At 33.5% G+C, this 18792-nt stretch carries 6 protein-coding genes; 4 read left to right on the top strand and 2 right to left on the bottom strand.

All coding sequences use genetic code 11. The annotated features are described in order from the left end of the window. Positions 1 to 47: 47 nt before the first annotated feature. On the bottom strand, positions 48 to 899 hold the full coding sequence (locus DW114_RS18745; protein ID WP_117455549.1) for a hypothetical protein: 852 nt from the start codon (positions 897 to 899) through the stop codon (positions 48 to 50). Between the two features lie 172 nt (positions 900 to 1071). Here DW114_RS18745 and DW114_RS18740 point away from each other — a divergent pair, with 172 nt between their 5' ends. From DW114_RS18740 to DW114_RS18725, 4 genes are read left to right on the top strand one after another with little or no spacing between them, the layout of a single operon-like run. Next, the gene (locus tag DW114_RS18740; RefSeq protein ID WP_117455547.1) at positions 1072 to 4299 is read left to right on the top strand and encodes an SNF2 helicase associated domain-containing protein; all 3228 of its coding nucleotides are present in this window, start codon (positions 1072 to 1074) and stop codon (positions 4297 to 4299) included. A gap of 12 nt (positions 4300 to 4311) precedes the next feature. Further along, positions 4312 to 4827, top strand: a complete 516-nt coding sequence (pyrR, locus tag DW114_RS18735) for a bifunctional pyr operon transcriptional regulator/uracil phosphoribosyltransferase PyrR (protein ID WP_117455545.1) — start codon at positions 4312 to 4314, stop codon at positions 4825 to 4827. 12 nt (positions 4828 to 4839) lie between these two features. Next, on the top strand, positions 4840 to 5739 hold the full coding sequence (locus DW114_RS18730) for a hypothetical protein (RefSeq protein WP_117455543.1): 900 nt from the start codon (positions 4840 to 4842) through the stop codon (positions 5737 to 5739). A 15-nt stretch (positions 5740 to 5754) separates the two neighbouring features. Then, positions 5755 to 6780: a M42 family metallopeptidase gene (locus tag DW114_RS18725; RefSeq protein WP_117455541.1), complete on the top strand. Its 1026-nt coding sequence runs from the start codon at positions 5755 to 5757 to the stop codon at positions 6778 to 6780. Between the two features lie 86 nt (positions 6781 to 6866). Here DW114_RS18725 and DW114_RS18720 read toward each other — a convergent pair whose 3' ends face one another. Then, positions 6867 to 18689, bottom strand: a complete 11823-nt coding sequence (locus DW114_RS18720) for a SpaA isopeptide-forming pilin-related protein (RefSeq protein WP_117455538.1) — start codon at positions 18687 to 18689, stop codon at positions 6867 to 6869. Between the last annotated feature and the right edge of the window lie 103 nt (positions 18690 to 18792).

Here is an 18792-nt window from a genome sequence, read left to right as displayed (position 1 = left end):
GACAAAAATGTTTTAATTATTTTGTGTGTCTACTTGACACAAGCTGATCATTCTTCTGCGCTTTTTTCTTTTATTTTTTCAGTATCTGTAATGACTCCTTTATCTGTGGTATCCCAGCGCATCTGAGCATAATGTGTCAAAAACTCTTTATCCAATTTTTCTAATGGGTATTTGTTTGTCCATTCCGAACAATATTGACGCATATATTTTTCTGCCAGTTTTACAGCTTCACTTTCTTGATTCCCTCGTTTATCCACTGTACCATTTAACTGTACCCCCTGGGGATAACTATGAAATAATAGAATACTACCATCATCACAACTGGCAACGACCATATAGACATGGGCACAATCTTCACAATCGCTACTCATGATATCTCCGGGCTGATAGTCTTTCACCTGACTTTTAGGTATATATGTTCCCCATCCTTTTTGTGAGAATACTCTGGCCATATCTTCCCCTTTCATAACATATCCTTCTTCTCCATCTAATGTATGGAAGGTATTGTATAAAATCCATCCAATATAACCAGAACAATCTAATCCCTCATGAATCTGATAGCTGCTTACATTTATATCATAATTTTGATCCTGCAATTGGTAAAATGTGTTCCATTCAGGACTGCATCCTATACTGACTGCTTCTTTTCCTGCACCCGTATCTGCTTCATTCCAGCCACCACCATAAACATACATCGTGGACCCCATTGGCTTTGTGGCCGTTTTCAGCATAGATAACAGTGTGGGCTCTTTCTTTGGTATTTGACTGATACGATCGATGGGAGCTGCCATGAAAGCTTCCGTAGTTTCTTTATTGGTGATTTTCCAGATGCTTATTAGAACTGTAATGATACATAACAATATCACAAGTATTGAAATTTTGATTTTCTGTTGTTTCATTATGCGATTCCCCTTCAAATATATGCAAAATACTTTTCTGCATTTACAAGAACTGACATTTTATGATTTCCAAAGAAAAATTATGCGTTCTTTCTTGAATCATTATACAACAAATACGAGCATTTTTTCATAAAAAATGATACAATAAGATAACGGAAAGCATGGTGATTACATGGAATTTACAACAGCACAGATAAAAGATTTCGCAATCGAAGAAGAAGTCTTTGAAAAAGGCAAACAATTGATGGAAGAAAATGCCATCGTTTCTTTGGATATTGATGATTTTTCTAATGATAAAATCATATTGATCAATGCGACAGTAAAGGATCAGAAGCATTACTATGAAGTCAATATGTCTGTCGATAAGGATGATTATCTGGTACGTGCCCATATATGCAACTGCCCTGCACACCAGAAAAATTTTGCGTCTTGCCCACATTGTGTCGCTGTATTATTGAAGATACAAACCGATCAAGAGCTTCGTAAAGTGGAACAGGCTCCGATAAAAACAATGCAGGATCCAATAGCTATTCGTTTGATGAATGCCTATGAGGAGCAATTGGTGTATACTTCTTTGGCAATGAATTTAAAAAATGCTGTTCATTTAGAACCGGTATTTGAATTACGTCAGAAACGAATTCTAGCTGTGACATTAAAGATTGGAAATACCAAAAAATATATTATCAAAGATATCTCCCAGTTTCTATATGATGTAGAACATAATGTAAAAAAGGGATATGGCAAAGAGCTGGAATTTCTGCATAACATTCACAGCTTTGATGAAGAAAGTATTCCTTTGATTCAGTTCTTACAGGCACATGAACATGATACCTATTATTTCAATAGTAAAGAAGCATTGAAAAGTGCACCACAGGCAAGGAATTTATGTCTGACAAAAGATGCCCTGGATGAATTTTTTATGATGTATGCAGGAAAGGATGTCATGCAGCGTCGTAAAGAAAAAAATCTGATCAATGTGAAATTCGTTGATCAAAATCCCGATTTTCATGTAGATGTGAAAATAGATGAAAAAGGAATGTATCAGATTTCTTTACCTGATTTAGATTATCGTGTTTTAGAAGGCAGAACGCACACCTATATATTAAAAGATAACATTTTACATCGTTGTGATGAAGAATATAGTAAAAAGGCAACACCATTTCTAAAGGCCTTTCTGGAGAAAAAAGGTGCCTTCGTATTAAGCAAAGATTTAATGCCAGGGTTCTTTAATAATGTATTGATGAATATTCGTTCCATGATGAGCTTTCATGGTGTGGATATTTCTGAATTTGCGCCTTTGCCATTAGAATGCAAGGTATATATTGATATGCCAAAAAACAATGTCATCAGTGCCAAATTGATTTATACCTATGGTAAAGATGAATATAACGCTTTCTCCTGTGATATGTTATCCACATCACGAAACTTTAATGAAGAGATCGCTGTACGTTTGGTATTTACAAAATATATGACAAGAATTGATGCCAATGAAGGCATTGCCTATATTGAGAATTCTCAGGATGCGATTTATGAATTCTTACAGCATGGATTTGAAGAATTAAACAGTATGTGTGATATTTACGCTACAGATAAATTCAAAAAGCTGGAAATTCGTGAAAGCGTCAATATCAGTATGGGTGTACGTATTGAAAGTGATTTATTGGAAATTAATTTTGATACCTTTGACTTCCCAATTGATGAATTACAGGATGTATTGTCCAGCTATCGTATGCATAAGAAATATTATCGTATGAAGAATGGTTCTTTTGTGAATCTGGAGGACAGTGCCTTATCCGAATTAAGTTCCATCCTTGATGGCATGCATGTAGAAGAAAAAGAAATCAGCAGTGGTGTCATCAAAGTAGATAAATATCGTTCTTTATATTTAGATTCTAGTATGAAAGAAGTCAATATGATCAAAGTTGATCGTGATACCAGCTTTAAGGATATCCTGCGTGGTATCAGAAACGTTCAGGATGCGGACTACAAAGTACCGGATTCTTTGAAATCTATTCTGCGTAATTATCAGAAAGTAGGTTTCCGCTGGCTGAAAACCATGTCTGATTATGGCTTTGGTGGCATTTTGGCAGATGATATGGGAATTGGTAAAACTATACAGATCATCACACTTTTGGAAGATGAAAAAGCCCATCATCCAGAAAGTCAGTCTTTGGTTGTCTGTCCAAGCTCTTTGATATTAAACTGGCAAAGTGAGATAGAAAAATTCTCTGAAACACTAACCAGTCTGATTATTACAGGAAGCAGTGAGGATCGTAAAACAAAGATTGCCAACAGTAGGGATTATGATGTTTTGATTACTTCTTATGATTATTTAAAACGTGATGTAGAAGCCTATGAAGATATCTTGTTTCAATATCAGATATTGGATGAAGCACAATATATTAAAAACCATAACACCAAGAACGCCACAAGTGTCAAGGCAATTCAAAGCGTACACCGCTTTGCGTTAACAGGTACGCCGATTGAAAACTCACTGGCAGAATTATGGAGTATCTTCGATTATCTGATGCCAGGATATCTGTATACTTATCCATATTTTAAAAAATATTATGAATATCCTATCGTAAAAGAAAACGATCCTGTCACATTAAAAGAATTAAAACGTTTGGTAGAACCATTCATCTTACGTCGTGTGAAGAAGGATGTATTAAAAGAATTACCACCTAAGAGTGAACATACGATGCTGGTAGAAATGGATGAAGAAGCTAGTAAATTATATCTTGCGAATGTTGCAATGATGAAAGAGGATTTAAAGGAAAACATGAAGGAACATGGCTTACCTCAAAGTCGTATCATGGTATTGAGCATGTTAACAAGACTTCGTCAGCTATGTTGTGATCCTCGTTTATTATATGAAAACTATGAAGGTGTCGGTGCCAAGATTCGTGCCTGCATGGAATATATAGAAACCTGTCGTGCATCTGGCAAAAAGATTTTATTATTCTCACAGTTCACAAGTTTATTGTCCCTTTTAGAAAAAGAATTAATTGATGCAGATATTCCTTATTACCTGTTAAAAGGATCGACTCCAAAGATCAAACGTCAACAGATGGTCAATGCCTTTAACCATGATGATACCTGTATCTTCTTAATTTCATTAAAAGCCGGAGGTACTGGATTGAATTTAACAAGTGCAGAGGTTGTTATTCACTTTGATCCATGGTGGAATGTATCTGCCCAAAATCAGGCAACCGATCGTGCATATCGTATTGGGCAGCATAACAATGTACAGGTCATTAAACTGATTGCGAAGGATACTATAGAAGAAAAAATTTTACATTTACAAGATTTGAAGAAAGATTTAAGTGAATCAATCATTTCCAGCAATGAGGGTATCATTACCCGCATGAGCAAGGATGAACTGCTGGATCTGTTTTAAAATGGAGGATACATGGAAACAAAAGAAATATTAGATGAAATCGGCATGCGTCGTTCTATGACACGTATTGCCCATGAGATCATTGAACATAACAAAGGCGTCAATGATGTAGTATTCGTTGGTATTAAGACTCGTGGTGAAATATTAGCCAACCGCTTATGTGATATGATTGAACATATTGAAGATTGTAAAGTCCCTTGTTATGCTTTGGATGTTTCGCACTGGCGGGATGATTTGGAAGAAGCCTATCCGATTCCTGATTTAGAAATGCCTGTGAAAGGCAAAAAAGTCGTACTTGTGGATGATGTGTTGTTTAAAGGAAGAACCGTAAGAGCCGCTATGGATGCGATCATGCATTTTGGCAGGGCAAGTGAAATACAATTAGCTGTTCTGGTAGATCGAGGACATCGTGAATTGCCAATCCGGGCAGATTATATCGGCAAAAACATTCCAAGCTCTTTACAGGAAGTCATTCGTGTCAAAGTAAAAGAAATCGATCAACAGGATGGTGTTTACATCAGTAAATAATGGGAGAAATTTATGAATGAAAAAATAACCGCATTGAAACATCGTTTGCATAAAATAGAATCTTTAAAGGATTATCAAGTGGAGCTTCAACAGCGTATTGATGAAAATGATGCGAAGCTTTTGATTGCTTATGAAATATTGAAGAAAGAAAATCGTGATGTTGAAAAGCTTCAGCATGCCTCTTTATCAAATGTCATTGCATGGTTTTCCCATGATAAAGAAGAACGTCTTGCCAAGGAAGAACGTGAAGCACTACAGGCAAGCATTCAGGTAAAGCAGCTGCAGGAAGAAGCGGAAGTCTTACAAAGAAAATTAGAAGAATGTACACAAGAAATCGAACAGGAAGATGCTATTAGAGAAGCATTATATCGTTTACAGATGGAAGATACGATGCATGGAGAACACAGTGAACAAGCCAAAGAACTGTATCATCGTTTAGAAAAAGAACAATTGATGGAAAAAGAATTAATGGAAGCCATTGAAGCCGGATATGTGGTCACAGACCAGTTAAAAGCCGCAGTCAAAGAAATGGAAAATGCTTCAACATGGGGTACTATTGATATGTTTGGTGGTGGTATGATGAGTTCCATAATCAAACATTCCCATATTGACGGGGCACAGAAAAAGATTGCGGAATTATCCGAAAATCTGCATCGTTTTCAAAAAGAAGTCAATGATGTCAAACAGGTAGAATTACCTGATGTATCCATCGAAGGCTGGTTATCCGGTGCTGATATTTTCTTTGACAATATGTTTTTTGATATCATGGCACAATCAAAAATTGATAAAAATCTAAAAGCCTTACGTGATTGTCTATCAACGATTACATCTTTACAAGATCAATTGTTAAATGAACAATATGCATGTGTCAATCGTCAGAATGAATTAAAACAAGCCTTAGCTAAGCTATAAACAAGGAGGATATTTATGAATAAGGATTATGTATTGAATTTTGCAAAGGAGCTGTTGCACATCGACAGTCCAAGTGGCTACACGAAAGCAGCCATTGACTTTGTGGAGAAAGAAGTCACTGCACTTGGCTATGAAACCAAACGCAGTGCAAAGGGCAACCTGCTGGTGTATGTAAAAGGACAAAGCAGTGAAAAAACCATTGGTTTTTGTGCCCATTGTGATACGCTGGGACTTATGGTACGCTCTATTAAATCAAATGGTTATCTTGCATTAACCACTGTTGGCGGACCAATGCTTCCAACTCTTGATGGAGAATATTGTAATATTCATACAAGAGATGGCGAAGTATATACAGGTACGATATTAAGTACAACACCTGCTGTACATGTATATCCAGATGCCAGCAAAACACCACGCACCATTGACAATATGGAAGTCAGAATTGATGAAGTAGTAAAAACAAAAGAAGATGTAGAAAAACTGGGTATTGCTAACGGTGATTTTGTGGCATATGATTCTAAAGTAACCATCACAGACAGCGGCTTTATCAAGTCCCGTTTCCTAGATGATAAAATTAGTGTGGCGATTTTGACTGGTGTATTAAAAGAACTGAAAGATCAAAATATCACACCTGCATATGATTGTATCTTTATGATGAGTACATATGAAGAAGTCGGTCATGGCATGTCATGGATTCCAGAAGAAATAGATGAATTAATTGCTGTAGATATGGGATGTATTGGTCTTGACTTAGCATGTACAGAATACGATGTCAGCATTTGTGCAAAAGATTCCAGTGGTCCATATGATTATGAAATGACCAGCAAATTAATCGATTTAGCAAAGAAAAACGAACTGCCATATGCTGTAGATATCTATCCTCAGTATGGCAGCGATGTCAGTGCAGCATTAAAAGGTGGAAACAACATTCGTGGTGCTTTAATTGGCCCGGGTGTTCACGCAAGCCATGGTATGGAGCGTACACATTATCAAGGTGTAGAAGCCACTATGAAACTGGTATTGGCCTACATTCAAGAATAAAGCTTAAGCGCTGTGTCACTTATTGTGATACAGCTTTTTCTATATTCAAAAAAGGCTCTGATATGTTTATATCAGAACCTTTTCATTTAAGCCTTTCTATTCAATGTCCATAATTTTCTGATCAAGACACCTAGTGCCATCACAGATACAGACAACATGGCAAGATACATATTGACCTGCGTTTGATCACCTGTGTCAACTGGCGGCGTTGGTGTAATCACTTCATCCACTTTTCGCTCATCCACAACAACAAGTTTATCAACGACTTTGCCATCCACAAGCAATACACCATTTTCTGTTAATGTGAAGGCAAGGTCTTTCGCTAATTGATAACCATCTGGTGCCATAGTTTCTTTCAGGATATAATCCCCTGCCGGTACTCCGACAAATTGATCCATACCCTTTGAAGTCCACTTCAATTCATTACCCGCATAATCCTTCATAACTTCCATGGTATGCGTATCATAGATAACAAATTGTGCACCTTCTAATACATTACCACTGTCTTTATCATGTTTTTCAACAATCAAATTGGTAAGTGTATTTTGCATTGTGACCTTTTGAACAAATTGTTCATTCGGTCCTAAATCCTTTTCTTCTACGATAAAGCTGATATCATTTGCCAGTGTATATCCAGCAGGTGCTTTGGTTTCTTTTAATGTATACTGCTCGCCTGCCTTCAATAAATTGATAGCTACATGTGCTTCTTTATCTGTTGTCCATGTATCTACAACGTTACCATCTTTATCTAATAATTCTAAGGTTGCATTCGCAAGCGGATTACCTTTTTCATCCACTTTATCAAAACTTACGATAACATCCGGTTCATACCATACGATATTGCCTTCTTCATCCAGTTTTGCGGTACCTTTTCCATCGTCAAAGTTTGTAAGAACAACTTCTCCATTTTTCATCGCAAAGGTGATGGTGATTGGATGTTCACTTCGCTGACTGCCATCTGGAGCAATCAGTTCTTTAATCATATAATCCTGATTCATCAATACACCTTCAAAACGTAAAATACCATTTTGATCTGTTTTTGCGGTTGCGATCAATTGTGGTTCAGCATCCACATTTCTTGATCTGAAGAATCTAGTCTTTGGCATACGATATAATCCATAAACAGAATTTGGAATCATGTTATCCGGATTGGTTTCACTTACTTTTTTCAATACGATATCTGTACGCTGTAAATCATTGATAACTTCTTTTACTGCTTTATTTGCAGAAGTATCTATCAATTCACCACATTGACCGTTTTCATCAATATGTACCTGATATACAGATTTATGATCGATATAACCAGTAGGAACCTTTGTTTCTTTAATGGTATATGTATGGTTTGCCAGCATCTTTTCAAATGTTACATTTCCAAACTCATCACTAATTGCACTTGCGAACAGTTTACCTGTTTCATCATATGCACTAAATTCAGCACCCTGCAATATTTTTGTGGAATTGCCAGGCAATGCGCCTGTACCTAATGTTTCATCGGAACAACTTTCCACATATGTCGCAAGTTTCTTGAATGTGAATTTTGTACGTAAATTGGTAATTGCAATATCGCTAACTTCCAAAATCATGTCCGTGCCTGATTTACCAATTGTAAAGGATGCTTCGTTGTTTTCCAGCTGATATCCATCTGCGGCTTTTGTTTCCTTAATGACATAATCACCCCATGACAATCCAGAAATCTTCAGATTGCCTTCTTCTCCACTTTCCGCATTCCAGTTACCGGATGCATCTTTCGCATAACTATTTCCTGTAGTGAAATCACCAAGTTTTTTATCACCCTGATATAGTGTAAATACCGCACCATTTAATGCTTCTTTACTTAGATCATCTGTTTTTACCAATTGCATTACACCAGTCGCACGTTCATTATAAATCGTATTGCCCTCTTCTAAGGTAATAGAAGCAGCACTTGTATCATCTAATACAAATTCTTTCACATAAGGTGTTTTTCCTAGAACATAACCATTTGCAGGTGTTGTTTCACTTAAGCGATATGTACCTTTCTGATTCATTGTAAAGGATAATGTACCATCTTCACCAGTTACCTTCGTCATCACATCTTCTGTAACCTCTTTACCATTACCATCTTTGATTCTTTGTAATGTAAACATTGTATTAGGAATCACAGCGTCATCTTCGATATCTTTCTTCACGATATGAAGTGTTCTTTGATATGGCTGATTTTTAACTTCTACGCTAATTACGTCAGGCTGTGTAATTATACCAGCTGTATCCTTGCCAGCAATAGTGAAGAATGTTTTATTATTCTCAGGCAACTGATATCCATCCTGTGTCTTTGTTTCCTGAATATAATATTTACCTGCTTCTAGTCCAGCTGATAATTCTTTAGAGCCTTCACTGTACCAATTGCCATCCTTATCTGTTGTAAGATTTTGTGCAATCAATTTACCATCTGCATGATATAAATCAAAGACTACATCAGATAAAGCAACACCCTGATCACTTTGTTTTTCAATCTTAACGTGCCCTTTCACAAGCTCATCTGTCATGATAATCGTCTGGTTTTCAACAGAACCTTCTTTGTTATTTATACTCAGTTCACCTTTTCCATCCATAGTAAACTGAATAGGATTTGCAGTGATATAACCATAAGGTGTTTCTACTTCTTTCAACCAATATGTACCCTGTGGCAACATCTTGATTGTATGAATATCTTTATCCGTTGTCCAGCTGTATGGTTCTTCATTTCCTGCTTCACCATTAGTGTCCGCATATATTGCAAGTTTTGCGCCAACAACTACTTCTCCTTTAGCATTTACTTTTTTAAAGTTTGCGGTTGTCTGTACATTGGTGATCTGTAAATGTAGAGAGTCTTTAGATAATGCCACGTTATCACTTTTATGATATTCCACATTATCAAGAGTTCCCTGACGTGTAATATCAAAGGTGATTGCACTATGTAAATTGATATATGGACTATTCTCCATTTTGGATTCTTCCAGCGTATAAGATTTACCAGCTGCTAATTCTTTTGCAAGAGGTTGTCTACTATTACGATCAATCAATACACCTTCAGCATTGCTAATAACTGCCCATTCATTACCATCTGAATCCGTTAGTTTGAATAATTTATCTTTAATCTTGTTTCCAGCATCATCCACCTTCACAATATCAAACTTCAATGCATGATCTGTAAATACATTATCCATTTCTTTACCATTAACACTCCATGAAACGATACCATCTTCATTTACAGTTAATGTACGGTCTTCTTCATAGGAATAACCATTCAACGCTTTTTCTTCATGAACGATATAGGTATTTCCTTGTAGTAGATAACCATCCAACACAATTTCACCATTATCATTTGTGATTAAAGGCTGTTGTTCAGGTGTTTTAAGAAATTTTGAGTCTTCCGCTGGTTTAATAGTGAATTCAACACCACTTTGTAGATTATTCTTATCATCTTTCTTTACTAATGTAGCAGTAATTGGATTATCCTTTACAGTAATCATATTTGCTTTTAAAACGAAATGTTGCTCATCCCATGTACCAACGTTTTTGATTGCTCCATACTCATTCATTTTAAATCGTACAGTGTCAACTACACGTTGATAGCCATCTGGTGCTTTGGTTTCAGATAATTCATAAGTATGACCACCAATCAAAACACCTTCTAATGTTATAACCTGTGAATCTTGATCATTCAAAACACTTTCAATCAATTTATTATGCTCATCAGCATCAAAGTCTTCTGTAACATCTTTAATTGAGAAAGTAGCTCCGGATAATTTATTACTATTCATATCCGTTTTTTGAATAATTACACTATTCTTTTGATTTGTGAGAACTTCACCATCTATGGAACTTACAGAAAGCGTTTTACTATCAATAGTAAATTTGTGTTCTTTAGCATCAAGTTTATAACCATTTGGTGCTTTGGTTTCTACTAATGTATACTCTCCCCATGAAAGATTATCTACTGATATTTTTCCATCTTTATTCGTTGTTAATATTTTGGAATATTTATTTGGTCCCGTTAATGTGAATTCTGCGTCTTCTAACACTGTTTTCTTATCACTATCAACTTTTATCAATTCCATTTTTCCAGTCTTTCTAATATTCTCAATTACAATCAGATTATTTTCGATAGTACTATCTCCAACTTTTAAAGTACCATCTGTCTGAACAGTAAACTCTTTTACTGGATCTTTTGGAACTTCATAACCTACAGGTGTTACAACTTCTGTAATCTGATATGTATGTCCTTGAACTAGATATTTAAAATCATATAAACCATTCACCGTAGTAAATTCTTTATTAGTTTTTGCAGTAACATCATATAAATTGAATGTTGCTTCTATAGGTTGCTTATTTGTTGCATCGATTTTCTTAAGTGATGCTGTAATTGGAGTATTCTCTACGATAACTTTTTTATCATCAGTAGTAGTAGAGCTATTAGAAATATCCGTAATTGTACCATCTTTTTTTACTGTAAATGTAATATCAGGTGCAAGAATGTATCCATCAGGTGCTTTGGTTTCAGTTAATGTATATTTATTTCCGCCAATCAAATTCCAGTTAGAGCTGTATAGAGAAAGATTTCCTTCATCATCAGTTTTTAACCCTGTAATTTCTGATTCAGTAGTATTAGCAAATGTACCTTTTAATGTGAATTCAGCATTTGCTAATACTTTATTTGTATCTTTTTCTTTTTTCAACAGATCAATTTGAATTGGAGCGTTCTTAAATATCACAGTATTATCTTTTAAAGCAATCGTATTATCTGCATTATTTTCAATACTTACTTTACCAGTTTCATCAAATTTTATAATTGGTTGTTTATCCGACATTATATAACCATTTGGTGCTTGGGTTTCTATGATAGTGTACTCAACATTAGGTTTTAATTGAAGTTTAATTGCATCTGATAAAGTTTTTGTTCCTTCACCATCCACAAACTCACCTTTAATACTAAATTCAGCACCAGTTAATTCATTTTTTGATAAATCTTGTTTTTCAATATGCAGAATAATAGGTAAATCTGTGACTTCATTAGTTGTTTCATCAATATCGCAATTTTGTGGATTACTTAACGTAACTGTTCCATCTGTATCTGAAATATTTAATTGGAAACTTCCTTTACGATAACCAGCAGGTGTTTTAGATTCTTCTACTTGATATGTTCCAGATAATAGTTTATATACATCGCCATCTTTATATAGATATGGGATATTTCCTTTTTTCTCATCCAATGTTTGATTTCCATTGCTATTTGTTAATACATAATTACCGTCTTTATATGTCAGATAAGCAACTTCTGTATTACCATCTTTTACAGTAAATTCTGCATCTGTCAATGGTTGTCCACTATTACCTAATTTCGTCAAAGAAACCTTAGAACGTATAATAGGATCAATAAATGTTTGATCATTTGAATTACTAACAGTAATTTCACTTTGATTTTTACCCTCGTTCACTAGCCATGCAGTACCACCATGAGAAGCTGTATCACTATCATCGTTTAAATCAAAATCTACTTCATCTTGTACAACTTCGTATCCATTTACTGTAGATATTTCTTTAATTGTATAGCTTCCATAATATAGACGTTTATTGATTTGTTCTCCATTTTCATCTTTACCTATTAATCTTCCATCTTTATAATCAAAATTACCATTAGAATTTGTAGTGGCGTAGATAAGTGGTGTAGTTTTATTTTCATTTCTAGTAGATATCAAGAATTTGGCGCCAGCTAATGGTTGACTATAATCTTTTTTAGTATAGCTATTTCCATCTAATTCACCATATATCTTATTGATTTGTATTTGTGCGAATTTACGTTGATTCACAATATTATAAGTTTTGTTAGTAGAGTTAATACTACTCCATTGACTTTCATCAACTGAAGCATAATGATCATTAGTTAAAGTTTCTTTAAAGGTATCAGTAAATTTCACATCAACACTTGTTTTTGTGATATTGATATGGATTGCGACCTTATTATGGTCATCCTGTAAATCACTTACTCCACTATTTTCAATTAATAAATAATCACCTACAGGTATATTAGATAAAGTGAAATCACCATTATCATCTGATGAAACTTCATTATTCAAATATGGATAATAAGATCGAATATCATCTGATACACGTAATTCAGTAAGTGTAGATGTATTAGTGATTGCCTCTGAACTTCTTCGATATAGTTTAAATTTCACATTACTTAATGAATTGTTATCTTGATCTTGTTTATGGAATTTCACATTTGTTTTGTACAATTGATTTTGTACATTACCTAAATTCAAGCTAAAAGTATGTATACTTGCATCATAGGTAACTTCTCCACGATTCATTGATATTTCAGATGTATATTTTTCAAAATCTGGTAAATCCGTTATTTCTTTACAAACGTAATCACCATATTCTACATTAACAAACTCCACTTTTCCTAAAGAATCAGAAGTGGCATTATATACTGGTTCACTTGCTACAATACCATTAATCTTACGATATAGACCAAATTCAACACCTTCTAAAGTTTTATCATCAATACCAGTTAAACCTGTGTCATTGTTGTTCATAACCTTAGTTAACGTTACAGTCCCTTTTTCAGGTGTATTGTATAATGTACTATTGTTATTATTTGCAGTATCCAATAAAGGATTAATACTTATCTCTGCTTTCTTTCCATTATACGCTGTTCCATTATCATCATAAAGTTTATTATTTTTATCTTCCACTTCTTTTACAGTAACTTTATATTCATTAGAATTTTCATCATATCCATCTTTCTTTATTTCTTTTAGCGTATATTCACCTACAGGTATATTTGCGAATGTAACTGTTCCATCATCGCCTGATGTTGCTGTATTTGCATAACCAGCATTTGTAGTAGTTGAAGTATCAGCTGTTAAAGTAAATTCTACATCAGCTAATGGCTCTTGATTTCCTTTTACAATATTATGATCAGCTTCTTCACCATCTTGATATTGTACAAATTTTTTAAATATAAGATTTCCTCTAACATAATCGTTTTTCAGAATATTATTCGTTTGATCATACGTTAAACCGTTTGCATTTGTACCATTTTGTAGTTCAAAATTATATTTACTGTTGTTATCTATTGAAACAGTTAAGTTGAATTTTCCTCCAACGTTGTAATAAGTATTTGACTTAATTTCAGTTAATTCATACGTTCCAGGATCAAGTGCATCAATTGTAACTTGTCCATTGTTATCTGTATGAAATATGCGATCTTTAATTTTCCCATTTAAATCTCCAGTACCGTGAAGTAAGAAACTATATCCTTCCCCAGCTGATTTATAATTTGCAACTGTTCCATCTTTCTTTAAAGTATCTGGAATTTGTTTTGTGAATGAGAATTTTGCTGTATCTAATGGAGTGTTCTCAACAACAATTTCATGCACTGGTTCAATTTTATCACCGGCTTTACCATAACGAATATTAATGACTTTTCTATTATCAATATAAAACTCTTTATTCAATTCATCATCAGAATGTGTGGCAATATCCATGAAGTAAAAATAAACTGGTTCTGCATTCTTTATGTATCCTAAAGGTGCTTCTGTTTCTTCTAATTTATATACGATATTGTCCTTATTCATAATATTTAGAAAATAAGCCATACCTTTTGTTGATAGATTAAGTTTCGTATATTTGCTTATTGGAGTACTATTTATTTTCCAAGTGCTATCACTTCGATTCGTGATTTCATATGCAGATATCTGAAATTTAGCATCATTCAATAACAAATTAGCATTATTTGGTATATTTGTACTATTACTACTTACTTTACGAATCGCAACCTTAGGTCTAGGGCTATTTTGCGCCATATCCTTAAAATCATAGCTTCCATCATATCCACCATCACTTGTATTAGAATTGTCAACTTGGTTTCCTTTTCCATCATCTAAATAAACTTCATTTGCTATTTCTGCTCCTGTTGCAGCTTCATTTAGATAAGTAGTAAAAGTAAGCATATAAGTATTTTTATTATCCTGATCACCAAAATCAATAGAGAAACTTTCATAACCCTCAATCGTGATACTATTTTTTAATTGATCCGTTACATCAGTTTTATTTTCTGTATTAATACTTCCATCTGGATTCATCTGTATTTGATGAATTTTCACACTATCTTGATCTAATTCGTGTATTAACGGTTTATCATCCAGTTTTAAATTTTCAACAAACTTTAAACCTTTTAAATTTGCATGTCCTTTATTAATATAAATTGTCCACGCAATACTACCATCATCTGGATTATAGATACCACCCTTATCCATTCTATTTGGTTTTACTGGAACATTAGCTGCATCTGATGCATTCGTGATTTCGACTGGTGCAACATCTTCACTACCTATAATTTTTCCTGTTAAAACAACATTATTTTCAAATATTTTATCTTTATTCAATTCAGCTTTATCTTCAGAACTATCTTTTTTATATATTGTGTTTAACACATCCGTATTATCTAATTGCGTTGTAAATGTTAAAATATAAGTCTTTCCTGAAATATCGTTTAGATCAAATTTTACTACATCAGTACCTACATCTGGACTCAATGACTCTGTAGTTTCGTTACCATTACGATCTACTATTTTCACACTTTCAAGCTTATCAAAACTAGTATTTTTTTCTAAGGTGTCAGTTACTAATGCATCTTTGATATCTAATTTATTTGGATTTACAGTTACTTTCCATTTGAATAAATGATTTTTATAATCATAACCACCTACTGCATCTTTAATAATCAATGTATTATCTATTTTAATTTCAGCTTCTGTAATAGTGTTTACATTCTTACCATTTACTGTTGCATTAATTTTTGCTTTATTGACAATTCCTATGCCTTTTCCTTGTACAGATAAAACATTTGGATCTTTTAAAACTGCTTGGATTCGATAAACGCGATATTGATTATCCGATAATTCTGGCATCTTAATTGTTAATTTCTTTGTTGAAGTATCTGCATCAGTAAATGTATAATCACTATTCAATACAAGCTTCTTTTCATCAATTTTTGTTGAAGTTGCACGCTCATATTCTGTATAAGATATTTCAAAAGTACTTAAATCATAAGCACCTTTTGGAAACATGTCATCTATGGTAACATCTGTTCCATTTAATGCTTTTACTTCAGCACCCATTTTATTGACTTCTAAATGCCAAACAACATTCTGGGTCAATGGATCATAGCTGATACCTTTTTTTTGCATTACATCAATATTTGTATTCACATCTTTACTAAATGTAACATCATCCCATGGAACTGGATTAGGTCCTATTCCATCTGTATTTTCCCATAATAGATTAACAATATTTCCTATATTTTTATTTCCTATTACGTTAGGATATTTTTCTAAAAAATCACTCATGGAATTACCATGTAAATTTAATTCAGTATTATAACGTACTTTTATTTCTTTACTGTCATCACCACCATGATATTTATCAAAAGGAATAATTAAGACGAATTGTTTTTCTTTTTGCTCATCATCTTCATAATCATTATTGTTTCCATTATCATAAATATAATAGAAAGGTTTATATCTACGGACATTTTCACATATATCTTTCCTGATTTTTTCTACACTTAGTTCTCCAAATGGAATTTTAACATTTTCTATTTTTTCAAGATCATCGATAGGATAAGAATCATTTCCTATAGTGATAGACGTACCAGATAAAAGTTTATGATCAGAGAATACAAATGTATCAACTAAATATCCTTCTTTAAATGTTGGAAGTTTGGTATTAGCTGTTATTGTCCAATTAAAACGTGTACCATTTACATCTTGTTGTTGTCCATCTTTTTTCAAAAAGTAGACTTTCATTTTTGTTGAAACTTCTTCAGATGTAGCCAAATCATTTTTCATATCTTCATCCATCAAAGATGCTTTGTTCATAAATGTTTGATCAAGAGAGCCATTATTAATTAATGACTGATAAGTATTTTCATTTAGCTCTAAAACTACCTTATATGATGCAGTGGTAGAATTTTCAAGAATATCTTCAGCAGGAATCTTATATGTTAACTGTTGTGGCTCAATGACATTTCCTTGTTGATCTTTTACTAAGTTAAAATCTCTAGGTTGATTATCTGTTTTACATATTAATTCTTTTACTTTTAAACCTGAAGGAATATTATCAACTAATTGTTTTCCAACTAATGTTTCTTTAGAGTCATTTGCTTTCAAATCAATTGTATATTCTATTTTAGGTTCTATTACACTTAATGGTGCGTCTTTTTCAATAGAATATTTTGGAACAGATGATGAACCATCTTCACCATCAGAACTACCTATTTCTTTTAATACTAATTTTTCATTTTCAAATTCTACATCTTTTGGTTTATCAGTTAATTCTACATCACTATTTAGTTCTGCTTCAACATTAGCAGTAGCAAAAACTCCTTGTGATTTATACATTTCATAATCAAACTTGATATGTACTACACCATCTTCAATCCAATACCCTCCAATTTTAATTCCATCTTGGTTTTTTAATTCATTTGGTTTTTCTTCGCTATCAACATCTTTTCTAACGAAATTATCCCCTAAATCAAAGGTATATTCTAATTTAGCAATTTTCGCTATTACTTCTGGTGTATTAAGAAAATCACTTACTGCTTTTTCATATGCATCATAATCATCTGATAATACCGGTGCACCTGGAAATCCTAAAACTTGTTCAAAAGTTTCATATAAAAAATCATCATTCAAACTAGCAGAAATACTGAATTTTACTGTCTTATCCTTGCTAGTAATTGTATACCCGCCATTCTTATTTATAACACTGATTTTCACAGATTCAAACCCATCTGGCAAATCTGTTACAAAAGTTTGTTTATAAGGACTGCTTGATGCTAACGTCTGTAAGATTTTATCCTGTACATTTGATGGGAAAATACGCACTGTACTGATTAAAGCTTGTTTAATGGTAGTATTTGGTTTTAAATTGCCATCCTTTTTCACTTCATCTTTAACGTTTTCCGTTGGTTTTTCTTTATCTGTTTTCTCAACTGTTTCTTCTTTTGGTTGTGTGTTCGCTTCTGTTTTATCATCAGAAACTGGTTCATCTTTTGTTGGTTCAGTCTTTGGTTCTTCTTTTGGCTGTTCCTCTTTTGGTTCTTCTTTCTTTACTTCTTCTGTTTTCTGGACAGGCAAAAGGATAGAAAGATTTTTATTTTCTTCCTGTAATGGGAAAGTGATGGTTGTTAAATCTTTTTGATCCTTTGGTAAAGAGAATGTAATAGGGAGTATCGCAAATACTTCACTCATATCCTCTTTTGTGATAGCTTGTGTGAATGTGATATGCAAGATATGTTCTTTATCTAACGTATATTCGCCAATCTGGATCTTTTTATCTTCTTCACGTAATCCGTTTTCCTCGTATACTTTTTGATCATATGTAAAAATTGCGACTGGCTCTTTTACTTCATCAATCACGAATTCTTTTGGCAACGTAATGGATAAAGTATCTCCTTTTTGAAGATAATGTTCATCCGTTACTTCAGATATTTGAAGTGTAAAAAGCAGTTGCAGTTCTTTGATTGTTTCTGCATCTGTTTTACTTAAATCCAGAGTATCATCTTTGGATTTGATCATGGCAGGTTTTTCTTCGTTTCCTTTTACAAGAATTGAGTCGATCTGCCAATTTAACAGTTCTGTTTGTTTGCTTAAATCTTGTGCCCCTCTTAATTCTTTTTCTGGTTCTTTTTCTTCTTGTTGAACCTCCTGTGGTTCGTCGGTGGTTTCCGTTGTATGTTCAATATCACTATTTGGTTCTGCAAACAACATATTGTTTGGCATCATGGATAAAACCATTAGCATAATGATAAAAAAGCATGCAAATGATTTCCACACTTTATGATATATCATACTCCTTCGTCTTTTACTTTTTTTCATAGATGTTCCCTCCTGTATCCTTTCACAAAAAATATAGCATAGGTAAAATAAAAAAAGAAAAATTATGTCAAAAAAAACTATTTACAATGTGATGTATATGTGA

Source organism: Absiella sp. AM09-50 (genome assembly GCF_003433845.1).
GTDB classification, from domain to species: domain Bacteria; phylum Bacillota_I; class Bacilli_A; order Erysipelotrichales; family Erysipelotrichaceae; genus Hoskinsella; species Hoskinsella hominis.
Note: the sequence above shows the minus strand (reverse complement) of the source record. Positions and strands in the feature narration are given on the sequence as shown.

Bases quoted from the DNA above. Each gene is read 5' to 3' on its own strand.
- DW114_RS18745 (WP_117455549.1), bottom strand. From the start codon at position 899: ATGAAACAACAGAAAATCAAAATTTCAATACTTGTGATATTGTTATGT.
- DW114_RS18740 (WP_117455547.1), top strand. From the start codon at position 1,072: ATGGAATTTACAACAGCACAGATAAAAGATTTCGCAATCGAAGAAGAA.
- pyrR (WP_117455545.1), top strand. From the start codon at position 4,312: ATGGAAACAAAAGAAATATTAGATGAAATCGGCATGCGTCGTTCTATG.
- DW114_RS18730 (WP_117455543.1), top strand. From the start codon at position 4,840: ATGAATGAAAAAATAACCGCATTGAAACATCGTTTGCATAAAATAGAA.
- DW114_RS18725 (WP_117455541.1), top strand. From the start codon at position 5,755: ATGAATAAGGATTATGTATTGAATTTTGCAAAGGAGCTGTTGCACATC.
- DW114_RS18720 (WP_117455538.1), bottom strand. From the start codon at position 18,689: ATGAAAAAAAGTAAAAGACGAAGGAGTATGATATATCATAAAGTGTGG.